The sequence below is a fragment of the Streptomyces sp. NPDC051217 genome, assembly GCF_044455465.1.
Lineage (GTDB): Bacteria > Actinomycetota > Actinomycetes > Streptomycetales > Streptomycetaceae > Streptomyces.
In genome coordinates, this window is record NZ_JBITEV010000010.1 from 24,443 (window position 1) to 45,863 (window position 21,421).

A 21,421-nucleotide genomic window follows, 5' to 3' on the forward strand; every position below is an offset into this window, starting at 1 on the left:
AGCTCAGGACTCCGGCCCCGTGGGGACGCGGCACAAGGCGAAGCCGCCCACGCCCGACCGGAACCGCGCCAGCACTCCGGCCCCGTGGGGGGGCAAACGCGCCGGCGACGCCGGGCGAAGCCGCCCGCGCCCGCCCCGAGCCGGGTCAGCTGCGGGGCACGGCCGCGCCGCGCCGACCCCCTGCTCCGGGACACGGCCGCGCCGCGCCGGACCCCGGACAAAGGGCCGTACCACCGGGCAGGACCGGGGGACGTCCCCGGTCCCGCCTCCCTCACTCGTCCGACGAGAAGCGGATTGCGCAGGCCGGGAGCGTCGTGTCGCACCAGACGCGGGCTCCCTCGTGGAGTTCGTTGTCCGGGCCCACCGTCGCGCCGTCTCCGATCACCGCGCCCGACAGGGTCGTGCGGGCTCCCACGCGGGCTCCCGCGCCCACCAGGGAGTCCGTGATCACCGCGCCGGGGCCGATCACCGCGTGAGGGAGGATCGCGCTGCCCGAGATGCGGGTGCCCTCCGCGATCACCGCTCCCTCGCCGACCACCGTGCCCGCTGTGAGCTTCGCGTCCGGGGCGACCGTGGCCGTCGGGAGGATCAGGCGGTCGCCGCAGCGGCCGGGGACGGACGGGGACGGGGCCACGCCCAGGACCAGGTCCGCCGAGCCGCGGATGAACGCCTGGGGGGTGCCCAGGTCCAGCCAGTACGTGGAGTCGACCATGCCTTGCAGATGCGCCCCCGACTCCAGCAGGCCCGGGAACGTCTCGCGTTCCACCGACACCGGGCGGCCCGTCGGGATCGAGTCGATCACCGAGCGGCGGAAGACGTACGCCCCCGCGTTGATCTGGTCGGTGACGATCTCCTCCGGCGTCTGCGGCTTCTCCAGGAACGCCGTGACCCGGCCGTCGTCGTCCGTCGGCACCAGCCCGAACGCCCTCGGGTCCTCGACCCGCGTCAGGTGCAGCGAGACGTCCGCCCCCGACGACGCGTGGGTGTCGACCAGCGCGCCGATGTCCAGGCCCGTCAGGATGTCGCCGTTGAAGATCAGCACCGGGTCGTCCGGGCCGGAGTCCAGGCGGGAGGCGACGTTACGGATCGCGCCGCCGGTGCCGAGCGGTTCGCGTTCGGTGACGTACTCCAGACGAAGGCCGAGGGACGAGCCGTCCCCGAAGTACGGCTCGAACACCTCGGCCAGGTACGACGTCGCGAGGACGATGTGCTCGACCCCGGCCGCCCGCGCCCGTCCCAACTGGTGTGCGAGGAACGGGACGCCGGCCGCCGGGACCATCGGCTTGGGCGTACGCACCGTGAGCGGCCGGAGCCGGGTGCCCTTGCCACCGACCAGGAGGATCGCTTCAGTCACCTTGTTCGTCTCTGCTTCCTGCTGGGGTCGGCGGTCCCCCGTGCCGGGGGGGCCGGGCCAGTCTAGGAGCGTCCCTGGTACTTCGCGGCGGATACCCGAACCGCGCCGAGCTTGCCGTACAGCCTGTTGCCCGGACAGTCGGTCACGAACCCGTCCCGGTGACCGGAGACCGCGTTCATGCTCACCCTCTTGCCCTTCTTGTACTTGTTGCTCCCGCCCGACGTCATCGTCACCTTGCCCTTCGGGTTGATCCCGTGCAGCCCCAGCTTCCAGGCGCTGAGCCTGGCGACCGCCGTCGTCACGGCCGCGGGCGGGTTGACGGTCGAGTACGACCCGAGGACGGCGATGCCCGTGCTGTTCGTGTTGAAGCCGAGCGTGTGCGCGCCCATGACGGGCTTCGTCACGCCCCCGGCGCGGCCCTCGTAGACGTTTCCGCACTTGTCGATGGCGAAGTTGTAGCCGATGTCCCGCCAGCCGCTGCTCGTCACGTGGTAGCGGTAGATACCGCGAATGACGGAGGGCGCCTGCTTGCACGTGTAGTTGTTGCCCGTCGCGCTGTGATGGACGAAGACCGCCTTCACCGTCTTCGTGTAGCCGAACTCGCGTTCACGCAGTTTCTCGTTCGCGCCCCACCCCTTGCGCGAGACGATCTTCGGGCGCGGGGCCTTGTACGGCTTCGCGACGGCTCCCGTGCCGCCGCCTTCAGCCGTCACCGGGTTGTCGGAGTCGGCCACGACCGCCTGGCGGCGCGACGTGTCGGCCTCCTTCACCGGCAGTTGCTCCGGCGCCTCCCCCGGGTCGACCAGTTCCAGGCTCAGTCCGTGCGGCAGCGGCGGGCGGACGGGACGGACCTCCGGGCCGGCGTCCGGGTTCTCGTCCGCCTGGACCCGTACCTGGACACCGTCCGACGGCCCGACCCACAGCGGCGCCGTGGAGCCCCGCACGGTGCCGGACTCACGTTCCGACGTACCGCGGTCCGCGCCGTGCTCGGCGTTGTGCGTCTGAAGGTGCTGCCAGCCGGACCAGTCGCCCGTCTCGGCCGACCGGCTTCTGACCTGGACCGAGCCGTGGAGTTCGGCGTCCGCGTCGTCCCAGACGACACCGACGAGCGAGAAGGGCTGGACGTCCTGCTTGGGCAGCCCCTGCTCGGTGGCTTCACCGGGGGAGCGTTCGGAGTTGAGCGGGGCCAGTGGCAGCGACGCGGTGGAGCCCGGCACGGGTGAGCCCGCCCGGGCGTCCTGGGGGGCCGCGGCGGCCCCGGAGGGCAGGGAGAGCGGGAGTACGAGTGCCGCGGCACACGCGACGCCGATCGAGGAAGTCAGGAATGCACGCATGTTCCGATCGTGCGGGCGGAGGGCCGTACCCGCCTTCCGGGAGCACCCGCGGAAACTGACGGACCATCGGACCAAGCGGTGGACGGCGTCACCGGTACGGCGGTGTGCGCCCGGCCGCCCCGCGTACCCTTGCCCGGGTGAACGCCAGCGACCGCACCCCCGCCGACCTGCTGCGATCCGCCCTCGCCACGGATCCGGCCCGCCCCTTGGTCACCTTCTACGACGATGCCACCGGTGAACGCGTGGAATTGTCCGTGGCCACCTTCGCCAATTGGGTGTCCAAGACCGCCAACCTCCTCCAGGGCGACCTCGCCGCCGCGCCCGGCGACCGGCTCGCGCTGTTGCTGCCCGCGCACTGGCAGACCGCGGTCTGGCTGCTCGCCTGTTCCTCGGTAGGCGTGACCGTCGAGATCGGCGGCGACCCGGCCGGCGCGGACCTCGTCGTCACCGGCCCCGACACGCTGGACGCCGCCCGCGCCTGCCGTGGCGAACGGCTGGCCCTCGCGCTGCGTCCGCTCGGCGGCCGCTTCCCGCGGACGCCCGACGGTTTCGCCGACTACGCGGTCGAGGTACCCGGCCAGGGGGACCGTTTCGCGCCGTTCGAGCCGGTGGACCCGGACGCCCCCGCGCTCGTCGTCGAGGGTACGGAGCTGACGGCGGCCCAGGTCGTCGAGCGCTCCCGCGCCGACGCGGCGGCCCTCGGTCTGACAGCGCCGGGCACCCGGCTGCTGTCCGGTAAGCCGTACGACACGTGGAACGGGCTGTCGGCCGGGCTGTACGCACCGCTCGCCGCCGGCTCGTCGGTGGTGCTCTGCCGCAATCTGGACCAGCTGTCGGCGGAAGGGCTGGCCAAGCGGGTCGAGAGCGAGCGGGTCACGGCCACGGCGGAGGGCAAGGGCTGAGCGTTCGGGTTACCGTCCGGTCGGCGACACGGTGACCCGATGGCCCGACGGGTTCCGGCGCCGAACCCCGCCTCCGGTAGATGATCGTCGGTAGTTCTAGTTCAGTGCACAACCAAGTGTGCGATTCAGCCGTCTACCCCTGAAACCGGCGGAGCCGTACGCCGCCGACGCCATGAAGGATGGACTTCGCCGTGACCGACAGCGCTGGCACGCCGCCCGAACCGGACCCCCGGGCAGACGACGAGCCGCCGACCGCGTCGCCCGGGTCCGACGGCGACGCGCACCCGAACGAGAACGCCGACGAGAACGCGAACAACAGCGGCGGCGACGGCGGAGCCGGGCCGGACGAGCCCTCGCCCGAGGCCGCTGACGCCAGCGGCGCGGACGGCGGCTCCGCCAAGGGCGAGGCTCCCGGCAACCCCGACGACCCCGACCCCGCCACCCCCCGCAAACGCCACTGGCTCCGCTGGACCGCCCTCGGTACCTCCGTCGTCGTCCTCGCCGCCGCCGGGGTCGGCTGGTGGTTCTACCAGAAGCTCGACGGCAACATCACCACCGACACGACCGCCGCCGCCGAGCTGCGCACGTACGAGAAGGAACGTCCCCGCCCCATCGCCGTCGACGCGAAGAACATCCTTCTCATCGGCTCCGACACCCGCGCGGGCGCGGGCAACGGCAAGTACGGCCGTGACGACGGCGGCTCGCAGCGCTCCGACACCACGATCCTGCTGCACCTGGCCGCCGACCGGCAGAGCGCGACCGCCGTCTCCATCCCGCGCGACCTGATGGTCGAGATCCCGCGCTGCCTCACCTCGGACGGCCGACGCTCCAAGGAGCAGTCCGCGCAGTTCAACTGGGCCTTCCAGTTCGGCGGTACGGCGTGTTCGATCCGTACGGTCGAGAAGCTCACCGGCATTCGCATCGACCACTACATGGTGATCGACTTCAGCGGCTTCAAGGACATGGTGGACGCCGTCGACGGTGTCGATGTCTGTCTCAAGCAGCCCGTCGACGACGTCGACGCGCATCTGAAACTGCCGGCCGGAAAGCAGACCCTCAGCGGTGAGGAAGCCCTCGGTTTCGTACGGGCCCGCAAGACCATCGGCGACGGCAGCGACACCGAACGTATGGAGCGCCAGCAGCAGTTCCTCGGTTCGCTCGTCAGGAAGGTGCAGAGCAACGGTGTTCTGCTCAATCCCGCACGGCTGTATCCGGTGCTGGACGCGGCGACCAAGTCGCTGACGACCGACCCCGGTCTGAACACACTCAAGGACCTGTACGACCTGGCGCGCGGCCTGCGGAACGTACCGACGGAAAAGGTGCAGTTCATGACAGTACCGCGCCAGCCCTATGTCAATGATCCGAATCGTGACGAACTCGTACAGCCGGACGCGGGGCGGCTTTTCTCGCAACTGCGCAAGGACGAGCCCGTCTCGATCGCTCCCGCCGGGGAGAAGGAGTCCACACAGCGTGACGAGGGAAGTTCGAAAACAGATGAGAAGCCGGACGACCCCGGATCGCCGAACGCCACTGCGACCCCGAGTTTTCCGGGCACAAATGCCGCCGCCGGACTGTGCGAGTAAAAGGAAAACCAAGAAGACGTCGACAGTCTATGACGATTGAGCAGATTGCCCCCTTGTAAGAGGAGTCGAATTTGTCACCGGCGTCACTCGACGCTGAACTGGGCGGATAGTGTGACTCGATCCGGCTTCATCGGACCGTGAGGTCGCGCACTGCCGGATCGAAAGACCGAGCGCCTTTGGGGGAAGGGGCGCTTCGCGTGGCACCGACGGAGGACTCAAGCAACCGTGGATGCGCATAGCCGTGGCGAGTCGGGCGGGATCGACCCCGCCGACCAGTGGGTACTCAACCCGCAGACCGGCAATTACGAATTGCGACTGAACCACTCCGAAGGGCAGTCGTCCGCCCCTTCCCGTGATGCGGGAAACGGGTCCGGCACCCCTCGCCGTTCCAGAAACGCCTCTCCCACGGACGACGGTTCGCCGCGCGGCCGATCCGCCAGGGAACGCGGAGCGCCGGGCGCCGCGGGAGCGGGCGCCGGAGCGGCAGCCGGAGCCGGAGCCGACGGCGCGACCGACGGCGCCGGCGGGCGCATTCCCCGCGCCCGTAACTCCTCGGGTTCCGGGGGCGCTTCGGGTACGTCCCGCCGCGACGTACCCGGTCAGCGTGGCCGCCGCGCCGCGAACAACGCCGACAGCGGGGCCACCGCCGCGGGCCGCCGCAAGCGCAAGGCCCCGCCCAAGTCCCGTAAGAAGAAGGTCCTCGGCTGGACCGGCGGCATCACCGCGTTCGTCCTCATCGGCGGCGCGGGCGCGGCCTACTACGCGTACCAGGAGCTCAACGGCAACATCAAGACGATCGACGTCCAGGGCGCGGGCAGCGGCGGCTTCAAGAAGGACCAGGCCGTCAACATCCTGGTGATCGGCACCGACAAGCGCACCGGGGCCGGCAACGAGAGCTACGGCGACAAGGACAGTGTCGGCCACGCCGACACCACGATCCTCTTCCATGTCTCCAAGGACCGGACGAACGCGACCGCGCTCTCCATCCCCCGCGACCTGATCACCGACATCCCGGACTGCGAGACGAAGACCGAGGAAGGCACGAAGGTCATCCCCGGCGAGCAGGGCGTCCGGTTCAACACCAGCCTCGGCCAGTCCGAGCGCGACCCGGGCTGCACGATGCGTACGGTCAAGGAGCTGACCGGCCTGACGGTCGACCACTTCATGATGGCCGACTTCAACGCGGTGAAGACGCTGACGACCGCGGTCGGCGGTGTGGAGGTGTGCGTCGCCAAGGATGTCGACGACCCCGACTCACATCTGAAGCTGACCAAGGGCAAGCATGTGATCGAGGGCGAGCAGGCTCTCGCCTTCGTCCGTACGCGGCACAGCTTCGGCAACGAGAGCGACCTCGACCGGATCCAGACCCAGCAGCAGTTCCTGGGTTCCCTGATCCGGAAGATGAAGTCCAGCGAGACGCTGACCAATCCCGCGAAGCTGTGGGACCTGGCGACGGCGGCGACCGACGCGCTCACGGTCGACACGGGCATCGGCAGCATCGAGAAGCTGCGTGACCTGGGTATGGAGCTGTCCAAGGTCAATCCGAAGAACATCAGCTTCACCACGCTGCCTGTCATAGACAACCCGGCCGAGGTCGTGAAGGCGACGGTCGTGGTCAACGAGGCGCAGGCGAAGCCGCTGTTCGCGATGATGCAGAGCGACACCTCCCTCACCGAGGTGAAGGAGCAGGAGAAGGCCGCCAAGAGCAAGCAGGCGGCGCTCCTGAAGGGAACCAAGGCCGACCCCGGCGATGTCAGGGTCGATGTGTTCAACGGTGGCGGGCCGCAGGGCTCCGCCCAGGAGACTCTCGCCTGGCTGCAGAACGAGGAAGGCGTCGACAAGTCCACCAATAAGGGCAACGCGCCCGAGGACTTGGCCAAGACATCGCTGGAGTACGCGCCGAACCAGGCCGACCAGGCCCGCCGTCTCGCGGACATGATGGGCCTTCCCGCCGAAGCGATGAAGCCGGGCACGGAGGACGCCGTGGGGCTTGAGGCGATGACCCTCACCCTCGGCGCGGACTTCAAGGGCGCGGGAATTCCGATCGTCGGTCCGGCAAAGGCGCCGGAAGGCGTGCAGAAGGTGGAAGCGGACAAGCAAGTGTGCGCCAAGTGAGCCCGGCTCCGGCAGGCCCGGAGCCCCGACTCGTGTGGAGCGCCTGAACGACAGGGGTAGGGGGGTACGGAGTGGGGCAGAGCATGCGCAGAAACGGGACGCGGCAACGCGTCCCGCACGCCCGCGAGTTGGGCTGGGACGACAGTCTGTACGAGGACGGCGCGGGTGACGCTGCCGGTGCTGACGGGGCGTCAGGCGGAGCGAACGGCGGCACCGGTCCCGGTGACGGTTCCGCCTCCCCCTCCGGCGACAGCGCCGCCGACGGTGGTGACCGCTCGGGCGGGAAGAGAAGGGGCGGTCCCCGCCGCAACGGCTCACGCCCGCGCAACCGCCGCGGCAAGCGCCGAATACTTCTCTGGGTCTCCGCCGTCCTCGCCCTGCTGATCCTCGGCACGGCCGGCGCCGGATACCTCTACTACCGCCATCTGGACGGCAAGCTCAAGAAGGAAGACCTGACGCTCGGCGACAAGCCGATGGCCGACCACAAGGCCAACTCCGCGGGCCAGACCCCGCTCAACATCCTGCTCATCGGCTCCGACGCCCGGGACTCCAAGGAGAACCAGAAACTCGGCGGTGCCAAGGAGACCTTCGGCGGCACGCCTCTCGCCGACGTACAGATGCTGCTCCATGTCTCGGCCGACCGCAGCAACATGTCGGTCGTCAGCATGCCGCGCGACACGATGCTGAAGATGCCCAAGTGCACGGACCCGGACACCGGCGAGGTCTACCAGGCGAGCACGCTCAACGTACAGACCAACGAGAGCCTGGGGCGCGGGGGTCCCGGCTGCACCGTGGCCACCTGGTACGAGCTGACCGGCATCACCATCGACCACTTCATGATGATCGACTTCGCGGGCGTGGTGTCGATGGCCGACGCCATCGGCGGCGTGCCGGTCTGCGTCCAGGAGAACGTCCACTCCCGCAACGCCCAGGGCAAGGGCTCCGGGCTGAAGCTGGAGAAGGGCGAGAACATCATCCAGGGCGAGGAGGCCCTGCAGTGGCTGCGCACGCGTTACGGCTTCGAGGACGGAAGCGACCTCGCCCGGACCCACGCCCAGCACATGTACATGAACTCGATGGTCCGGGAGCTGCGCAAGGGCGCCAAACTGACCGACCCCGGAAAGCTGATGAGCCTCGCCGAGGCGGCCACCGACGCACTGACCGTCGACAAGGGCCTCGGCGGCGTCAAGAAGCTGTACGACCTGGCGGAAGAGCTCAAGAAGGTCCCCACGAACCGCATCACGATGGCGACGATGCCCAACGTGTACGGCGAGGGCACCGAGGCCGGGCGGGTCTTCCCGAAGCCCGGCGACGCCGAGCAGCTGTTCACCATGGTCCGCGACGACGTGCCACTCGACGGCAAGGCGTCCAAGCGCAAGCCCCCGGCCGAGACCAAGGACCCGGCGGCGGTTCCGGCCGACACCGGGGTGCTCGTACGCAACGGCACGGGCAGCGCCACGCAGGCGCCGACGCCGCAGCGGGCCACCGCGGTGGCGGGGCTGCTCGTCGGCAAGGGCTATACGAAGGCCGTGTCCGACGCGACGCCCGATCCCACCGAGCGCACTCAAGTCCTGTTCCCCAGCGCCGACTTGGAAGGTGACGCGCAGGCGGTCGCCAAGTCCCTCGGGATTCCGGTCTCTTCGGCGAAGAAGTCGACGGACGTGTCGGGTGTGACAGTGGTCGTGGGCGCCGACTGGCGTTCGGGTGACACCTACCCGAAGTCGGCCGCGCCGGACGAGACCAAGACGCCGGACACGGCGCGGGCGCTCAACGGGGCCGACGAGAGCGAGTGCATGGAGATCCAGCCCGGCTTCACCTTCTAGCCGGGAGCCGGTGTACGACGAGGAGCCCCGGGCGACGCGCCCGGGGCTCCTTCGTTCGTATCGGCGTCCTACGTGACGGCGTCGTACGCAACGGCCCCGCACGTGACGGCCTTGCTCAGGCGGTCTGCCCGACCGTCGGGCGGCGGCTCGCGATGACCTTCTTGGCGAGCGAGCGCGGGCTCGTCAGGAAGCCGAACCCCCACGACATGTGCATCGTGGCGAGCGCGAGCGGGATCTGGAGCCGCGCCTTGAGCGGCAGGCCCCTGCCCGCCGGTATCGAGCCCGCGACGATCGCGGCCAGATAGCCGCCGGGGACGATCAGCGCCCAGGGGGTGAGGGCCAGACCGACGACGACGCCCAGCGCGTTGGCGCAGACCGCGACCGGCGGCGCGAGGTAGCGCAGATTGATCGAGCCGGAGTGGAAGCGGGCGACGACATGGCGCCAACGGCCGTAGTTCTTGTACTGCTTCGCGAGCTCCCGGACGGACGGCCGCGGCCGGTACTGGACGCGCAGCTCGGGCGAGAACCAGATCTGGCCGCCCGCCTCGCGGATCCGGAAGTTCAGCTCCCAGTCCTGGGCGCGGACGAACTCCTCGTTGTAGCCGCCCTGTTGCTCCAGCGCCGCGCGCCGGAAGACGCCGAGGTACACGGTCTCGGCGGGCCCCGCCTCGCCGCCCGTGTGGAAGGCCGCGTTGCCGACACCGATCTTGGAGGTCATCGCCGCCGCGACGGCGTGCTCCCAGTCGTTCTCGCCCTCGGCGTGCATGATGCCGCCGACGTTCTGCGCGCCCGTCTCCTCCAGGAGCCGTACGGCGGTCGCGATGTAGTTCGGCGAGAGCATGCCGTGGCCGTCGACGCGTACGACGACGGGGTGCTTGGACGCCTTGATGGCCGCGTTGAGCGCCGCCGGCGTGCGGCCGGTCGGATTGGGCACGGTCTGCACCCGGGCGCGGGCGCTGTCCGCGGTCTCACGTACGAGTTCGGCCGCGATCTCGTCGGTACGGTCCGTGGAGGGGCCGAGCGCGATGACCACTTCCATCTCGCCGTCGTACTCCTGCTCCAGGATGTGCCGGACGGAGTTCCGCAGATGGCGCTCCTCGTTGAGCACCGGCATGATCACGGACACGGCTGGGGGCTGGGCGGGCATGTGATCCTTCGGGCGTCCGGGAGGCGGGTTCTGGCACGCCACGTTACCGCGAATGGGGGACCCCGGCGCGCGTCGGGCGGGCTCAGCGCAAGGCTGCTGATCGTATGGGCCTACGTTGCGTCCCCTGGTCGCCCTTCGCCCCGTCACCCGGCAGTCCAGTCGTTCCCGTCACCCGCGGAGGTGTCCCCCCGTGCCCCCACCACCCCGCTCCCCCCGCCCCCGGCCCGCCGGCCGGCCCGGACCGGCGCAGACCGGCGTCCGGTCCGAGCGGACCGCCGGCGCCGCCCGCGGTGTGCGCGGTGGACGGCGGAACGGGCGTCCGGGCCGTCCCGGACGGCCGCGCTGGGGGATGCGGGTGGCCACGACGCTCTCGGTGCTGGTACTCGGCGCGGGCGGCATCGGGCACGCCGTCGTGACGAGTCTCGACACCGGGATCGGCCGGGTGGACCCGTTCAAGGACATGAAGAACCGCCCCGACGGGGGTCACGGCATGAACATCCTCCTGGTCGGCACCGACGGCCGCGACAAGATCACCAAGGGGGAGCGGGAGAAGTACCGGCTCGGCGGCGCTCCCTGCCGCTGCACCGACACGATCATGCTCGTGCACATCTCGGAGGACCGTGAGCGTGCGAGCGTCGTGAGCCTGCCGCGCGACAGCTACGCGCAGCTGCCCTCGCACACCGACGGGAACACCGGTGAGAAGCACGGGCCCCACCCGGTGAAGCTCAACGCGGCGTACGCGGAGGGCGGCCCGCATCTGACGGTCCGGACCGTCGAGAGTATGACCAGCGTGAAGATCGACCACTATCTGGAGATCGACTTCACCAGCTTCATGAAGACGGTCGACACGCTCGGCGGGGTGGAGATCTGCACCGCCAAGCCGCTCAAGGACTCGCACACCGGCCTCGACCTGAGCGCGGGGACGCACAAACTGGACGGCGGCAAGGCTCTCCAGTACGTACGGTCCCGCTATCTCGACGGCTCGTCCGACCTCGGCCGGATGCAGCGCCAGCAGCGCTTCATGGCCGCCCTGATCAAGCAGGCCACCAGCAGCGGTGTGCTCCTGAACCCGGTGAAGCTCCGCGGCGTGACCTCGACCATGCTCGACTCGGTCCGGGCGGACAAGGGCTTCGGTACGCGGGAGATGCTCACGCTCGGCAAGGCGATGCGCGACTTCACCCCGGCGTCGTCGGAGTTCACGTCGGTGCCGGTCACCGAGGGAGGCTTCCCGGTCAAGGGCATCGGGTCGACGCTGAAGTGGGACCCGGTGAAGTCGAAGAAGCTCTTCCGGGCGCTGCGCGAGGACAAGCCGCTGACGCCCGCGGCCCCCGCGGGACCGCGCCGGCCGGGGGCCCCGAAGCCGCCGGCCACGATGGTCGAGGTGTCGCCGCAGCAGATCAGGGTGCAGGTCTACAACGCGACGCGGGGGGACGGTCTGGGCCAGCGCGTGGACGGCGCCCTGCGCGCGACGGGTTTCCGTACGACGCGTGCCCCACTGAACCACACCGGACCTGAGGTGACGCGTACGCAGGTGCTGTTCGACCCGCGCTGGGACCGCTCGGCGAAGTCCCTGGCGGCCGCCCTGCCGGGCTGCGAGCTGAAGCCGGTGCCCCGGCAGGGCGCGACGCTGAAGGTGATGGCGGGGAAGGACTACAGGACGGTACGGCCGGTGCGGGCGGAGGATGTGCACCAGGGCGAGTTCGGTGCGGTGACGGGCGACCAGGTGGTGTGCCCGTGACGACCGCCTACGGGCTCCGTCAGTCGTCGATCCCGTCGGCGGCCCGCTTCTCCCGCAGCTCCTTGATCGCACGCCGCCGGGCGAGCCGGTGCGTACGCCGGATCTGCGCCTCCTGGTAGCGCCGCTTGTCACGCTCGGTCTCCGGGATCACCGGCGGTACGGGGCGGGGCCTGCCGTCCGCGTCGACGGCGGCGAAGACGAGATAGGCGCTGCCGACCTGCTGGGCGGGGGTCGACTCGTTCCAGCGCTCGGCGAGCACGCGTACGCCGACCTCCATGGACGACCGTCCCGTCCAGTTGACCTGGGCCTTCACATGGACCAGGTCCCCGACCCTCACCGGCTCCAGGAACACCATCTCGTCCATGGACGCGGTGACCGCGGGCCCTCCCGAGTGCCGGCCGGCGACCGCGCCCGCGGCGTCGTCGACGAGCTTCATGATCACGCCGCCGTGCACCGTGCCGAGAAGGTTGGTGTCGCTGCCGCTCATGATGTGGCTGAGCGTGGTGCGGGACGCTGAGGTGGGCTTACCCGGAATATCTGTCTCGGGGCGGACGGCCTGGTCTGTCATGCCCTCCACCCTATGCGGGGGTCCGTGACGGGCCGCATTGCATCAGCTTGGCAACAGGGATGCTGTGATTTTCCTCCACCCCTGTCTGCGTGACACCTCCGAGCCGCACACTGGTCCGCATGAACGATCCTGACGGATGGAACGGCGACCGCGCTGACCGTGGCGGCGAGCGTTACGGACGCGGCAGCGCGGGCGGACGGCCCGAAGGCGTACGCGCGATGCCGCACGTGCAGCGGCGCGCCGTCCCGCAGCAGCCGTCGCAGGGGTACGACGGGGGGTACGACCCGCCCCCGTACAACAGCGACTACAACACCGGCCAGGTCTACGGCGCCCCGGCCGACCGGGGTCAGGGCGGACCGCCGCGTGTACCTCCGCAGGGGTCGTACGACAACGGCGGCGGCTACCCGCCCGGCCACGCACCGGACTGGCGGCGCCGTATCAAGATCACCGCGATCTCCCTGGTCGTCGTCTTCCTCGTCGTCTCCATAGGCACCTACTTCTGGGCCGACTCCAAGCTCAAGCGCGAGGTCGACCTCTCGAAGGTCATCGAGCGCCCGGAGGCGGGCGACGGCACGAACTATCTGATCGTCGGCTCCGACAGCCGTGAGGGCATGTCCGACGAGGAGAAGAAGGATCTCCACACGGGCAGCGCGGAGGGCAAGCGCACCGACTCGATGATGATCCTGCACGACGGCTCCAACGGCCCGACGCTGATCTCGCTGCCGCGTGACTCGAACGTGGTGATCCCGTCGTTCCGCGGCTCGGAGTCCGGGAAGCTGTTCCCGAACCAGGGCCGCCAGACGAAGCTCAACGCGGCGTACGCGGAGGACGGGCCCGAACTGCTCGTGCGTACCGTCGAGTTCAACACCGGTCTGCGCATCGATCACTACGTCGAGATCGGCTTCGCGGGTTTCGCCAACATCGTGGACGCCATCGGCGGTGTCGAGCTCGACATCCCGAAGGCCTTCAAGGACGAGAAGTCGGGCGCCGACTTCAAGGCGGGCAAGCAGACGCTGGACGGCGAGCAGTCCCTGGCGTTCGTCCGTACCCGGTACGCGTTCGCGGGCAGCGACCTGGACCGTACGAAGAACCAGCAGAAGTTCCTGGCGGCCCTGGCCTCCCAGACGGCCACGCCCGGCACCGTCCTCAACCCGTTCAAGCTCTACCCGACGATGGGCGCGGGCCTGGACACCCTGATCGTCGACAAGGACATGTCACTCTGGTCGCTGAGCCAGATGTTCTTCGCGATGAAGGGCGTCACGGGCGGCGACGGCAAGTCGATGAACATACCGATCTCGGGCAGCACCGGCGGGAACCTGGTCTGGGACAAGGCCAAGGTCAAGCAGTTGGTGGAGCAGCTGAACAACGACGAGAAGGTCACGGTCACCTCGAACTGAGGCCGCCGGCGACGAAAGGCCCCGGCCCGCACGGGCCGGGGCCTTTCGTTGTACGGAGGCCGGGCCTACGGCAGGTTGCGCGCCATCACGATGCGCTGGATCTGGTTCGTGCACTCGTAGATCTGGGTGCTATACGGGTCATACGGCGCTGACCTGCACGGACACCCCTCTTGGTAGAGCCCTCCCCGGCATTTCCCCATGATCGTCAAGAGTCTGCCCAGGTCGGCGCGGTACTGGCGGCAGCCTCCCCGACCGGTCGGAGGAGCGGCAGGCTCCGGGGAGGTTACGCGGTTTCCCGTTCCGTCAACCGTGATCGCTTGATCCGCGCGCCCTGGCCTCGGGAGCGTCAACCCAGATGCGGGGTACTGGCAGCACGGGGGAGGGAAACCCAGACCATGAAGGTCACCAAGCTGGTCAGCACGTGCGACATCAAAGACTGCCCGACGATCTACGCGACGGATCGCGGCACGCTCTTGGTTCAGGGGGAGTCTCCGACCGACCACGGGCTTCAGATTCCCGCTCACGAAACCCTGGTCGAGATCCCGATGGAACTGATCCAGAAGGCCATCCGTGACAACCTCATCTAGGACCCTCGGCGACCTCTTCGACACGTTCCAGCGTGAGGCGTTCCGACTCGAAACCCTCGACGACTACAGCAAGTCGGGGAACGTCGATGCCTGTCACGCGTTCCTGGCCGGGGAGCCGCAGCCGGACAACTACAACGCGGGCTGGGTCGAAGAACTCCGCTCACACACCGGAAAAGGGAAACAGGTCTACCGGGTTCACATTCTGCGCCGCCCGCTCACGGACTATCTTAGGTTCGAACTCGGGTGGGGGTACCAGAAGAACATGTCCGGAGGTGAGGAGTTCTTCATTCTGGACTTCACCGACAAGACGAACCCCCTACAGAACGTACCTGACTTCTGGCTCTTCGACTCCGAGTCCGTAGCCGTGATGAACTACGACGGCGCCGGAAAATACCGGGGCTCGGAAGTTCTGTCATCGGAACGAACGGCGGAATTCGCCGGGCACCGTGACGCCGCACTCACCCACGCGGAACCGTTCACGGAATGGTGGGCCAAGTACGGGGCGTGAACAGAGCACAGCTTGGGGCCGCGCCGCGGGCCCTGCGAGTAGCTTCCGGCAAGGAGGCCAAAGCGGTGGCCCGCAGCGCCCTCATGTCTCCGTCCGAGCTGTCCAAGATTGAAAACGCGAAGCTCGCGGCCAGCGCGACGGACGTAGAGCGCATCCTGACCGCCATCGGTGTCTCGGACGAGGTCAAGGCGGAGTACACCGAGGCTGCGCGGGCGTCGGCAACGGAGGCAACGGCATGGCGCCTGTTGAAGCGCATCGGAGTCCACAAGGGCCAGCAAGCCGCCAAGGCCCTTGAAGCCCAGATGTCCACGCTCCGACTGTTCCAACCTGCCCTGGTGCCGGGCTTGCTCCAGACGCCGGAGTACATCCGCGCCGTTCTCCAACGGCACAATCCGAGTGAGGACTCTCTCTCCCGGACGGTCAACGGCAGGCTTGAACGTCAAGCGGTCCTCTACGACAAGGCCAAGTCGCTGCGGTTCATAATCACAGAGCCTGTCCTGCGGTGGCGCATTGTCCCGCCACAGATGATGGCGGCACAGCTCGACCGAATCGTTTCCATTTCCCGCCTGTCTCATGTGGACATCCGCGTAGTCCCGTTGCGGATTCAGCAGCGCGACATTGCGAATCATGCGTTCGTCATCCGCGATGATCGAATGGTCACGGTTGAGACCGTCCACGCTGAGGTGGTCGTAACGGACCCACGGGACGTTGGTCTCTACGTCGAGAAGTTCGAGGGATTCGAACGAGTGGCATTGTCGGGTGACCACATGCGGGGCCTGGTCGAAGGTATCCGCAACGACTTTTCGCGGGAACAGGAAACAGGCTAGAGCCGCATCGGTAGCCCGCCGAAGATGGTGCCATGGAGAGCGAAGAGAGAACTTCCGGTCCTGGAACCCACGCGACAGCATGGACGTTCCTTTCGGGGCCACCTCGCGAGCCGTCACCCAAACCCGGTTGCGCTGACTGCCTGTCCATATCGGTAGCCCGCGAGAACGCCCGCTCCACGTTCGACTACTCCGACCTGCAAAAACCCTGCTACGGAAGGTTCCTGGCCATGACGATCCGCTGCACTTGGTTCGTGCCTTCGTAGATCTGGGTGATCTTGGCGTCGCGCATCATCCGTTCCACCGGGTAGTCGCGCGTGTAGCCGTACCCGCCCAGGAGCTGGACCGCGTCCGTCGTGACCTCCATCGCCACGTCGGAGGCGAAGCACTTGGCCGCGGCGCCGAAGAAGGTCAGGTGTTCCTTGTCGCCGCCGTCGGAGACGCGCTGGGAGCGGGCCGCCGCCGAGTAGGTGAGCTGGCGGGCCGCCTCCAGCTTCATCGCCATGTCGGCGAGCATGAACTGGACGCCCTGGAAGTCGCCGATCGGCTTGCCGAACTGCTTGCGCTCCTGGACGTAGCCCGTCGCGTAGTCGAGCGCGCCCTGGGCGATGCCGAGGGCCTGGGCCGCGATCGTGATGCGGGTGTGGTCCAGGGTCTTCATCGCCGTGGCGAAGCCGGTGCCCTCGGCGCCGATGAGGCGGTCGGCCGGGATGCGGACGTTGTCGAGGTAGACCTCACGGGTCGGGGAGCCCTTGATGCCGAGCTTCTTCTCGGGGGCGCCGAAGGAGACGCCTTCGTCGCCCTTCTCGACGACGAAGGCGGAGATGCCCTTCGTACGGCGGCCGGGGTCGGTGACAGCCATCACCGTGTAGTACTCGGAGACCCCGGCGTTGGTGATCCAGCGCTTCACGCCGTTGAGTACGTAGCCGTCGCCGTCCCGTACGGCCTTGGTCTTCATGCCGGCGGCGTCGGAACCCGCGTCCGGCTCGGAGAGGCAGTACGAGAACATCGCGTCGCCCTTGGCGAGCGGGCCGAGGTACTTCTTCTTCAGGTCCTCACCGCCGGAGAGGACGACCGGCAGCGAGCCGAGCTTGTTCACGGCCGGGATCAGGGAGGACGACGCGCAGACGCGGGCGACCTCCTCGATGACGATCACCGTGGCCAGGGCGTCCGCCCCGGCGCCGCCGTACTCCTCGGGGACGTGGACCGCGTGCAGATCCGCGGCGACCAGCGCGTCGAGCGCCTCCTGCGGGAAGCGGGCCTCCTCGTCCACCGCGGCGGCGAACGGCGCGATCTTCGCCTCGGAGAGCGCACGCACCGCCTCCCGGAGCATGTCGTGCTCCTCCGACGGGCGGTACAGGTCGAAATCAGCCGATCCGGCCACGGTCTTCCACTCCCCTGAATGATAACTACCGTTAAGTAACACTAATTTTAGAGGTCCGGGGCGCCGCGATGTACGTGAGTTTTCCGACAGCTTCCGCACCTTGCCGTGCGGGCGACCGAAAGGGCGTCCGGAGCGCGGGGCTATGCTCGGCCGCGCACTCACGGTGCGATCGCAGCCGCGATCGCACGCCGGGCGCACCGCATCCCGACCGCACTCCCAGGAGCACGACATGGCCCTCAAGATCACTGTGATCGGTACCGGCTACCTCGGCGCCACGCACGCCGCGGCCATGGCGGAACTGGGCTTCGAAGTCCTCGGGCTCGATGTCGTCCCCGAGAAGATCGAGATGCTGTCGGCGGGGCGGGTCCCGATGTACGAGCCCGGCCTGGAGGACCTGCTGCGCAAGCATGTCGCGGGCATCGAGGGATCGAGCGGCCGGCTGCGCTTCACCACCTCGTGGGAGGAGATCGGCGCCTTCGGCGACGTCCACTTCGTCTGCGTGAACACCCCGCAGAAGCACGGCGAGTACGCGTGCGACATGAGCTATGTGGAAAGCGCCTTCGACTCGCTGGCCCCGCAGCTGGGCCGGGCGGCACTGGTGGTCGGCAAGTCGACCGTGCCCGTCGGCAGCGCGGAGCGGCTCGCGCGGCGGCTCACCGAGCTGGCGCCGGCGGGCGGCGGGGTCGAGCTGGCCTGGAATCCGGAGTTCCTGCGGGAGGGCTTCGCCGTACAGGACACGCTCCACCCGGACCGGATCGTGGTGGGCACCGAGAGCGAGCGCGCGGAGAAGCTGCTGCGCGAGGTGTACGCGACTCCCCTCGGGGAGGGGGCGCCGTTCATCGTGACGGACTTCCCGACCGCCGAGCTGGTGAAGACCGCCGCGAACTCCTTCCTCGCCACCAAGATCTCCTTCATCAACGCGATGGCCGAGGTCTGCGAGGCGGCCGGCGGTGACGTCGTGAAGCTGGCGGAGGCCATCGGCTACGACGAGCGCATCGGAAGGAAGTTCCTGCGCGCCGGGATCGGCTTCGGCGGCGGCTGTCTGCCCAAGGACATCCGGGCGTTCATGGCGCGGGCGGGCGAGCTGGGCGCCGACCAGGCGCTGACGTTCCTGCGCGAGGTCGACTCGATCAACATGCGGCGCCGCGGCCACATGGTGGAGCTGGCGCGCGAGGCGGTCGGCGCCGACTCGTCGTTCCTCGGGAAGCGGGTCGCGGTCCTCGGCGCGACGTTCAAGCCGGACTCGGACGACGTACGGGACTCCCCCGCGCTCAACGTGGCCGGGCAGATCCATCTCCAGGGTGGCCAGGTCACCGTGTACGACCCGAAGGGCATGGACAACGCGCGCCGGCTCTTTCCGACGCTCGGCTACGCCGAGTCCGCGCTGGATGCGGTGCGCGGCGCCGATGTCGTGCTGCATCTGACCGAGTGGCGCGAGTTCCGCGAGCTGGACCCGGCGGAGCTCGGCGGGGCCGTGACGCGGCGGCTGATCCTCGACGGGCGCAACGCGCTGGACCCGGCGGTGTGGCGCGGGGCGGGCTGGACGTACCGGGCGATGGGCCGGCCGAGGGCCTGAGGCCGCCCGGCACGGCTCCCGCGCGCGGGTGACACCCAACTACCGGCGGGAGTCGTCCAGTTCCCCGATCGTCACCGTCGACGGCGAGCGCCGCTGCTGGGCGGCGCGCGCCAGGAACTCGGTGTCGCGCAGCACGCGGGCCGCGTTGCCCCAGGTGAGATCCGTGATGGCGGTGTCGTCCCAGCCGCGGTCGAGCAGTTCGGTGATCAACTGCGGGTAGCACGAGGTGTCTTCGAGGCCGACGGTGTGCGGCGTCCCCGACTCTCGGCCGTACGTCCCGGAGAGACCGACGCACTCCGGGCCCGCCACGTCCCGTACCCGCTCGACATGGTCCGCGACTTCTGTGAGGGACGGACTCTTGCTCTCGCGGGTGAGCTGATCGCGGGAGAGCTGGTCGGGCGCGAACTGGTCGGGCGCGAAACTCACCATGCAGACACCGTTGTTGGCGCCGAGCAGCGTCAGGATGTCGTCCGGGACGCCGCCGTCGGGGCGGTCCCCGAGGGCGCGCGCGGCGGAGTGGGAGAACATCGCCGGTGCCTTGGTGACGGCGAAGGTCGCGCGCATCGTCTCGTCTGACGTGCCGGACAGATCGATGACGACGCCGAGCCGGTTCAGCTCGCGCACCACCTCGTGGCCGAAGCGGCTGAGCCCGTCCTCGGCCCAGCGCGCGCCGGCGAGGGCGAGGGAGCGTACGCCGAGGAAGTGGAAGGCGCGCAGCGTGGCGAGCGAGTCGCCCATGGCCGGGCCCGAGACGGGGCCGAGGAGCGAGGCGACACGTCCGCAGTTGCGGGCGTCGGCCAGGTCCCCGGCGCCGAGCGCGAGGCGCAGGCTCTCCGGGTAGGACAAGATCAGGTCCCGTACGAGGTCGATCAGCTCCAGGGTGGTGCTGACGGCCCGGCCCTCACGGACCTCGTCGGCGTCGACCTCCAGGGACCAGAACTGCGCGCCGAGCGCGCCCGCCTTGATCCGCGGCATGTCGGTGTCCAGGAAGCTGTCGCCCTGTTCCAGGTCGTGCCTGTGGCCGGCGCCGCGGCGCCGCAGCGTGGGGGCGAGGCTGTTGTGGCCGTCGACGACGGGGTGCGAGACCAGCAGCACGCGGGCACGTTCCGCGGACGACGCGGGTGTGGCCACGGAAGCCGTGTCCGTCGTCGTCACCGTCTCGGAAGCCGGATGCGGAGGTGTCGCGTCGAGATCACCGGCCGCGGCTGTCGTGTCCGTGTCGTAAGGGTCGTCCTGCAGATCTGCCATGACGAGGCTCCGTGGGGTGCGAAGGCAGTACGCCCACCGTGCCACGGGCGGACGGACGGGTCACGGCGGACGGGGCGTTCGGGGGTACGGCGCGGGGCGCGGGCCCGACGGCAGGCCCGCGCCCCGTATGCGGACCCCTCAGCCGTCCAGTTCCCCGATGGTCGCCGTCGACGGACCGCGCTCCACCCGCAGCACCCGGGCCACGTCCTCCGCGGCGCGCACCACCCGTACCGCGTTGTGCCAGGTCAGCTTCGCCAGGTCCTCGGGGGACCAGCGGCGGGCGAGGAGCTCCGCGACGAGGTTCGGGTAGCCCGAGACGTCCTGAAGGCCCTCCGGCGTGAACGCCGTGCCGTCGAAGTCGCCGCCGATACCGATGTGGTCGATGCCCGCGACCTCGCGCATGTGGTCCAGATGGTCGGCGACCGTCGCCGCGGTGGCCGCCGGACGCGGGTTGGCCGCCTCGAAGGCCCGGTGGATCTTCATCCCGGCCTCGGTCGTGTCGAGCGGGTGCGCACCGTGCTCGCGCATGTTCTCGTCGGCGGCCCGCGTCCAGGCGATCGCCTCGGGAAGGATGAACTTCGGTACGAAGGTGGCCATGGCCACGCCGCCGTTGGCCGGCAGCAGCTCCAGCACGTCGTCCGGGATGTTGCGCGGGTGGTCGCAGACCGCCCGTGAGGAGGAGTGCGAGAAGAGGACGGGCGCGGTGCTCGTGGCGAGCGCGTCGCGCATCGTCGTGGCGGCCACGTGCGAGAGGTCGACCAGCACGCCGGTGCGGTTCATCTCGCGTACGACCTCGTGGCCGAAGGGCGAGAGGCCGCCCACGCCGGGCTCGTCGGTCGCCGAGTCGGCCCACGCGAGGTTGTCGTTGTGCGTGAGGGTCATGTACCGCACGCCGAGCGCGTACAGGGCGCGCAGCGTGGCGAGGGAGTTGTTGATGGAGTGGCCGCCCTCGGCGCCCATCAGGGAGGCGATCCGCCCGGTGCGGCGGGCGTTCTCCATGTCGTCGGCGGTGCGGGCGGTGGCGAAGTCGTCGGGGTAGCGGGCGATCATGCGCCCGACGACGTCGATCTGCTCCAGGGTCGCGCTGACGGCCGTGTCGCCCGCCATGTCGGAGCGTACGTACACCGACCAGAACTGGGCCCCCACCCCGCCCGCCCGCAGTCGCGGGATGTCGGTGTGCAGATGCGCCGACTGGTCGTCGGCGAGGTCGCGGCGGTCGAGGTCGTAGAAGACCTGTTCGCGCAGCGCCCAGGGCAGGTCGTTGTGCCCGTCGACCACGGGGAAGTCTTCGAGCAGTTCGCGGGCCTGCTCCAGATAGTCCTCGGTACCCATG

At 69.4% G+C, this 21,421-nt stretch carries 17 protein-coding genes; 10 read left to right on the forward strand and 7 right to left on the reverse strand.

All coding sequences use genetic code 11. The annotated features are described in order from the left end of the window. Window positions 1–271: 271 nt before the first annotated feature. A complete protein-coding gene (locus ACIBBB_RS22150) occupies window positions 272–1,354 on the reverse strand; it encodes a sugar phosphate nucleotidyltransferase (protein WP_398984511.1) in 1,083 nt (360 codons plus the stop codon). Window positions 1,355–1,416: 62 nt separating this feature from the next. Further along, window positions 1,417–2,688, reverse strand: a complete 1,272-nt coding sequence (locus ACIBBB_RS22155) for a peptidoglycan recognition protein (protein ID WP_398984513.1) — start codon at window positions 2,686–2,688, stop codon at window positions 1,417–1,419. A gap of 137 nt (window positions 2,689–2,825) precedes the next feature. On the opposite strand from ACIBBB_RS22155, the gene ACIBBB_RS22160 reads away from it, so the two are divergent. The 4 genes from ACIBBB_RS22160 (at window position 2,826) to ACIBBB_RS22175 (ending at window position 9,111) form a co-directional block, all read left to right on the forward strand. Beyond that, on the forward strand, window positions 2,826–3,590 hold the full coding sequence (locus tag ACIBBB_RS22160) for a TIGR03089 family protein (protein WP_398984515.1): 765 nt from the start codon (window positions 2,826–2,828) through the stop codon (window positions 3,588–3,590). A 179-nt stretch (window positions 3,591–3,769) separates the two neighbouring features. Further along, window positions 3,770–5,173, forward strand: a complete 1,404-nt coding sequence (locus ACIBBB_RS22165) for an LCP family protein (RefSeq protein ID WP_398984517.1) — start codon at window positions 3,770–3,772, stop codon at window positions 5,171–5,173. A 225-nt stretch (window positions 5,174–5,398) separates the two neighbouring features. Next, a complete protein-coding gene (locus ACIBBB_RS22170; protein WP_398984519.1) occupies window positions 5,399–7,288 on the forward strand; it encodes an LCP family protein in 1,890 nt (629 codons plus the stop codon). An 83-nt stretch (window positions 7,289–7,371) separates the two neighbouring features. Beyond that, window positions 7,372–9,111, forward strand: coding sequence for an LCP family protein (locus tag ACIBBB_RS22175; RefSeq protein ID WP_398984521.1), 1,740 nt, complete (start codon window positions 7,372–7,374; stop codon window positions 9,109–9,111). A 115-nt stretch (window positions 9,112–9,226) separates the two neighbouring features. On the opposite strand, the gene ACIBBB_RS22180 is transcribed toward ACIBBB_RS22175, so the two are convergent. Continuing rightward, window positions 9,227–10,258, reverse strand: coding sequence for a glycosyltransferase family 2 protein (locus ACIBBB_RS22180; protein ID WP_398984523.1), 1,032 nt, complete (start codon window positions 10,256–10,258; stop codon window positions 9,227–9,229). Between the two features lie 349 nt (window positions 10,259–10,607). Here ACIBBB_RS22180 and ACIBBB_RS22185 point away from each other — a divergent pair, with 349 nt between their 5' ends. Then, complete coding sequence (locus ACIBBB_RS22185) at window positions 10,608–11,996, forward strand: LCP family protein (protein WP_398984974.1); 1,389 nt, start codon at window positions 10,608–10,610, stop codon at window positions 11,994–11,996. A 19-nt stretch (window positions 11,997–12,015) separates the two neighbouring features. Here ACIBBB_RS22185 and ACIBBB_RS22190 read toward each other — a convergent pair whose 3' ends face one another. Then, entirely contained in the window at window positions 12,016–12,564 is a 549-nt protein-coding gene (locus ACIBBB_RS22190; RefSeq protein WP_398984525.1) for an acyl-CoA thioesterase, read from the reverse strand. A gap of 119 nt (window positions 12,565–12,683) precedes the next feature. Here ACIBBB_RS22190 and ACIBBB_RS22195 point away from each other — a divergent pair, with 119 nt between their 5' ends. From ACIBBB_RS22195 to ACIBBB_RS22210, 4 genes are all read left to right on the forward strand, one after another. Continuing rightward, window positions 12,684–13,961, forward strand: coding sequence for an LCP family protein (locus ACIBBB_RS22195; RefSeq protein WP_398984527.1), 1,278 nt, complete (start codon window positions 12,684–12,686; stop codon window positions 13,959–13,961). A 395-nt stretch (window positions 13,962–14,356) separates the two neighbouring features. After that, a complete protein-coding gene (locus ACIBBB_RS22200; protein WP_398984529.1) occupies window positions 14,357–14,548 on the forward strand; it encodes a hypothetical protein in 192 nt (63 codons plus the stop codon). Continuing rightward, complete coding sequence (locus ACIBBB_RS22205) at window positions 14,532–15,056, forward strand: DUF6879 family protein (protein WP_398984531.1); 525 nt, start codon at window positions 14,532–14,534, stop codon at window positions 15,054–15,056. Before ACIBBB_RS22200 ends, ACIBBB_RS22205 begins: the two co-directional genes overlap by 17 nt. Further along, window positions 15,053–15,883 (forward strand): helix-turn-helix domain-containing protein, encoded by an 831-nt coding sequence (locus ACIBBB_RS22210; RefSeq protein ID WP_398984533.1) that lies wholly within the window; start codon window positions 15,053–15,055, stop codon window positions 15,881–15,883. Before ACIBBB_RS22205 ends, ACIBBB_RS22210 begins: the two co-directional genes overlap by 4 nt. Before the next feature lie 208 nt (window positions 15,884–16,091). Here the strand turns inward: ACIBBB_RS22210 and ACIBBB_RS22215 are convergent, their stop codons facing one another. Continuing rightward, window positions 16,092–17,264: an acyl-CoA dehydrogenase family protein gene (locus ACIBBB_RS22215; RefSeq protein ID WP_398984535.1), complete on the reverse strand. Its 1,173-nt coding sequence runs from the start codon at window positions 17,262–17,264 to the stop codon at window positions 16,092–16,094. A 229-nt stretch (window positions 17,265–17,493) separates the two neighbouring features. On the opposite strand from ACIBBB_RS22215, the gene ACIBBB_RS22220 reads away from it, so the two are divergent. Continuing rightward, complete coding sequence (locus ACIBBB_RS22220; RefSeq protein WP_398984537.1) at window positions 17,494–18,840, forward strand: UDP-glucose dehydrogenase family protein; 1,347 nt, start codon at window positions 17,494–17,496, stop codon at window positions 18,838–18,840. A gap of 39 nt (window positions 18,841–18,879) precedes the next feature. Here the strand turns inward: ACIBBB_RS22220 and ACIBBB_RS22225 are convergent, their stop codons facing one another. Together ACIBBB_RS22225 and ACIBBB_RS22230 are read right to left on the reverse strand one after the other, a co-directional pair. Further along, complete coding sequence (locus tag ACIBBB_RS22225) at window positions 18,880–20,088, reverse strand: dipeptidase (protein WP_398984539.1); 1,209 nt, start codon at window positions 20,086–20,088, stop codon at window positions 18,880–18,882. A 138-nt stretch (window positions 20,089–20,226) separates the two neighbouring features. Then, window positions 20,227–21,420, reverse strand: coding sequence for a dipeptidase (locus ACIBBB_RS22230; protein WP_398984541.1), 1,194 nt, complete (start codon window positions 21,418–21,420; stop codon window positions 20,227–20,229). Window position 21,421 lies beyond the last annotated feature (1 nt).

Excerpts from the sequence above, each read along its gene's own strand:
- ACIBBB_RS22180 (WP_398984523.1), bottom strand. The coding sequence starts at position 10,258 with ATGCCCGCCCAGCCCCCAGCCGTGTCCGTGATCATGCCGGTGCTCAAC.
- ACIBBB_RS22195 (WP_398984527.1), top strand. The coding sequence starts at position 12,684 with ATGAACGATCCTGACGGATGGAACGGCGACCGCGCTGACCGTGGCGGC.
- ACIBBB_RS22165 (WP_398984517.1), top strand. The coding sequence starts at position 3,770 with ATGGACTTCGCCGTGACCGACAGCGCTGGCACGCCGCCCGAACCGGAC.
- ACIBBB_RS22190 (WP_398984525.1), bottom strand. The coding sequence starts at position 12,564 with ATGACAGACCAGGCCGTCCGCCCCGAGACAGATATTCCGGGTAAGCCC.
- ACIBBB_RS22155 (WP_398984513.1), bottom strand. The coding sequence starts at position 2,688 with ATGCGTGCATTCCTGACTTCCTCGATCGGCGTCGCGTGTGCCGCGGCA.
- ACIBBB_RS22185 (WP_398984974.1), top strand. The coding sequence starts at position 10,608 with ATGCGGGTGGCCACGACGCTCTCGGTGCTGGTACTCGGCGCGGGCGGC.
- ACIBBB_RS22200 (WP_398984529.1), top strand. The coding sequence starts at position 14,357 with ATGAAGGTCACCAAGCTGGTCAGCACGTGCGACATCAAAGACTGCCCG.
- ACIBBB_RS22175 (WP_398984521.1), top strand. The coding sequence starts at position 7,372 with ATGCGCAGAAACGGGACGCGGCAACGCGTCCCGCACGCCCGCGAGTTG.
- ACIBBB_RS22220 (WP_398984537.1), top strand. The coding sequence starts at position 17,494 with ATGGCCCTCAAGATCACTGTGATCGGTACCGGCTACCTCGGCGCCACG.
- ACIBBB_RS22230 (WP_398984541.1), bottom strand. The coding sequence starts at position 21,420 with ATGGGTACCGAGGACTATCTGGAGCAGGCCCGCGAACTGCTCGAAGAC.
- ACIBBB_RS22225 (WP_398984539.1), bottom strand. The coding sequence starts at position 20,088 with ATGGCAGATCTGCAGGACGACCCTTACGACACGGACACGACAGCCGCG.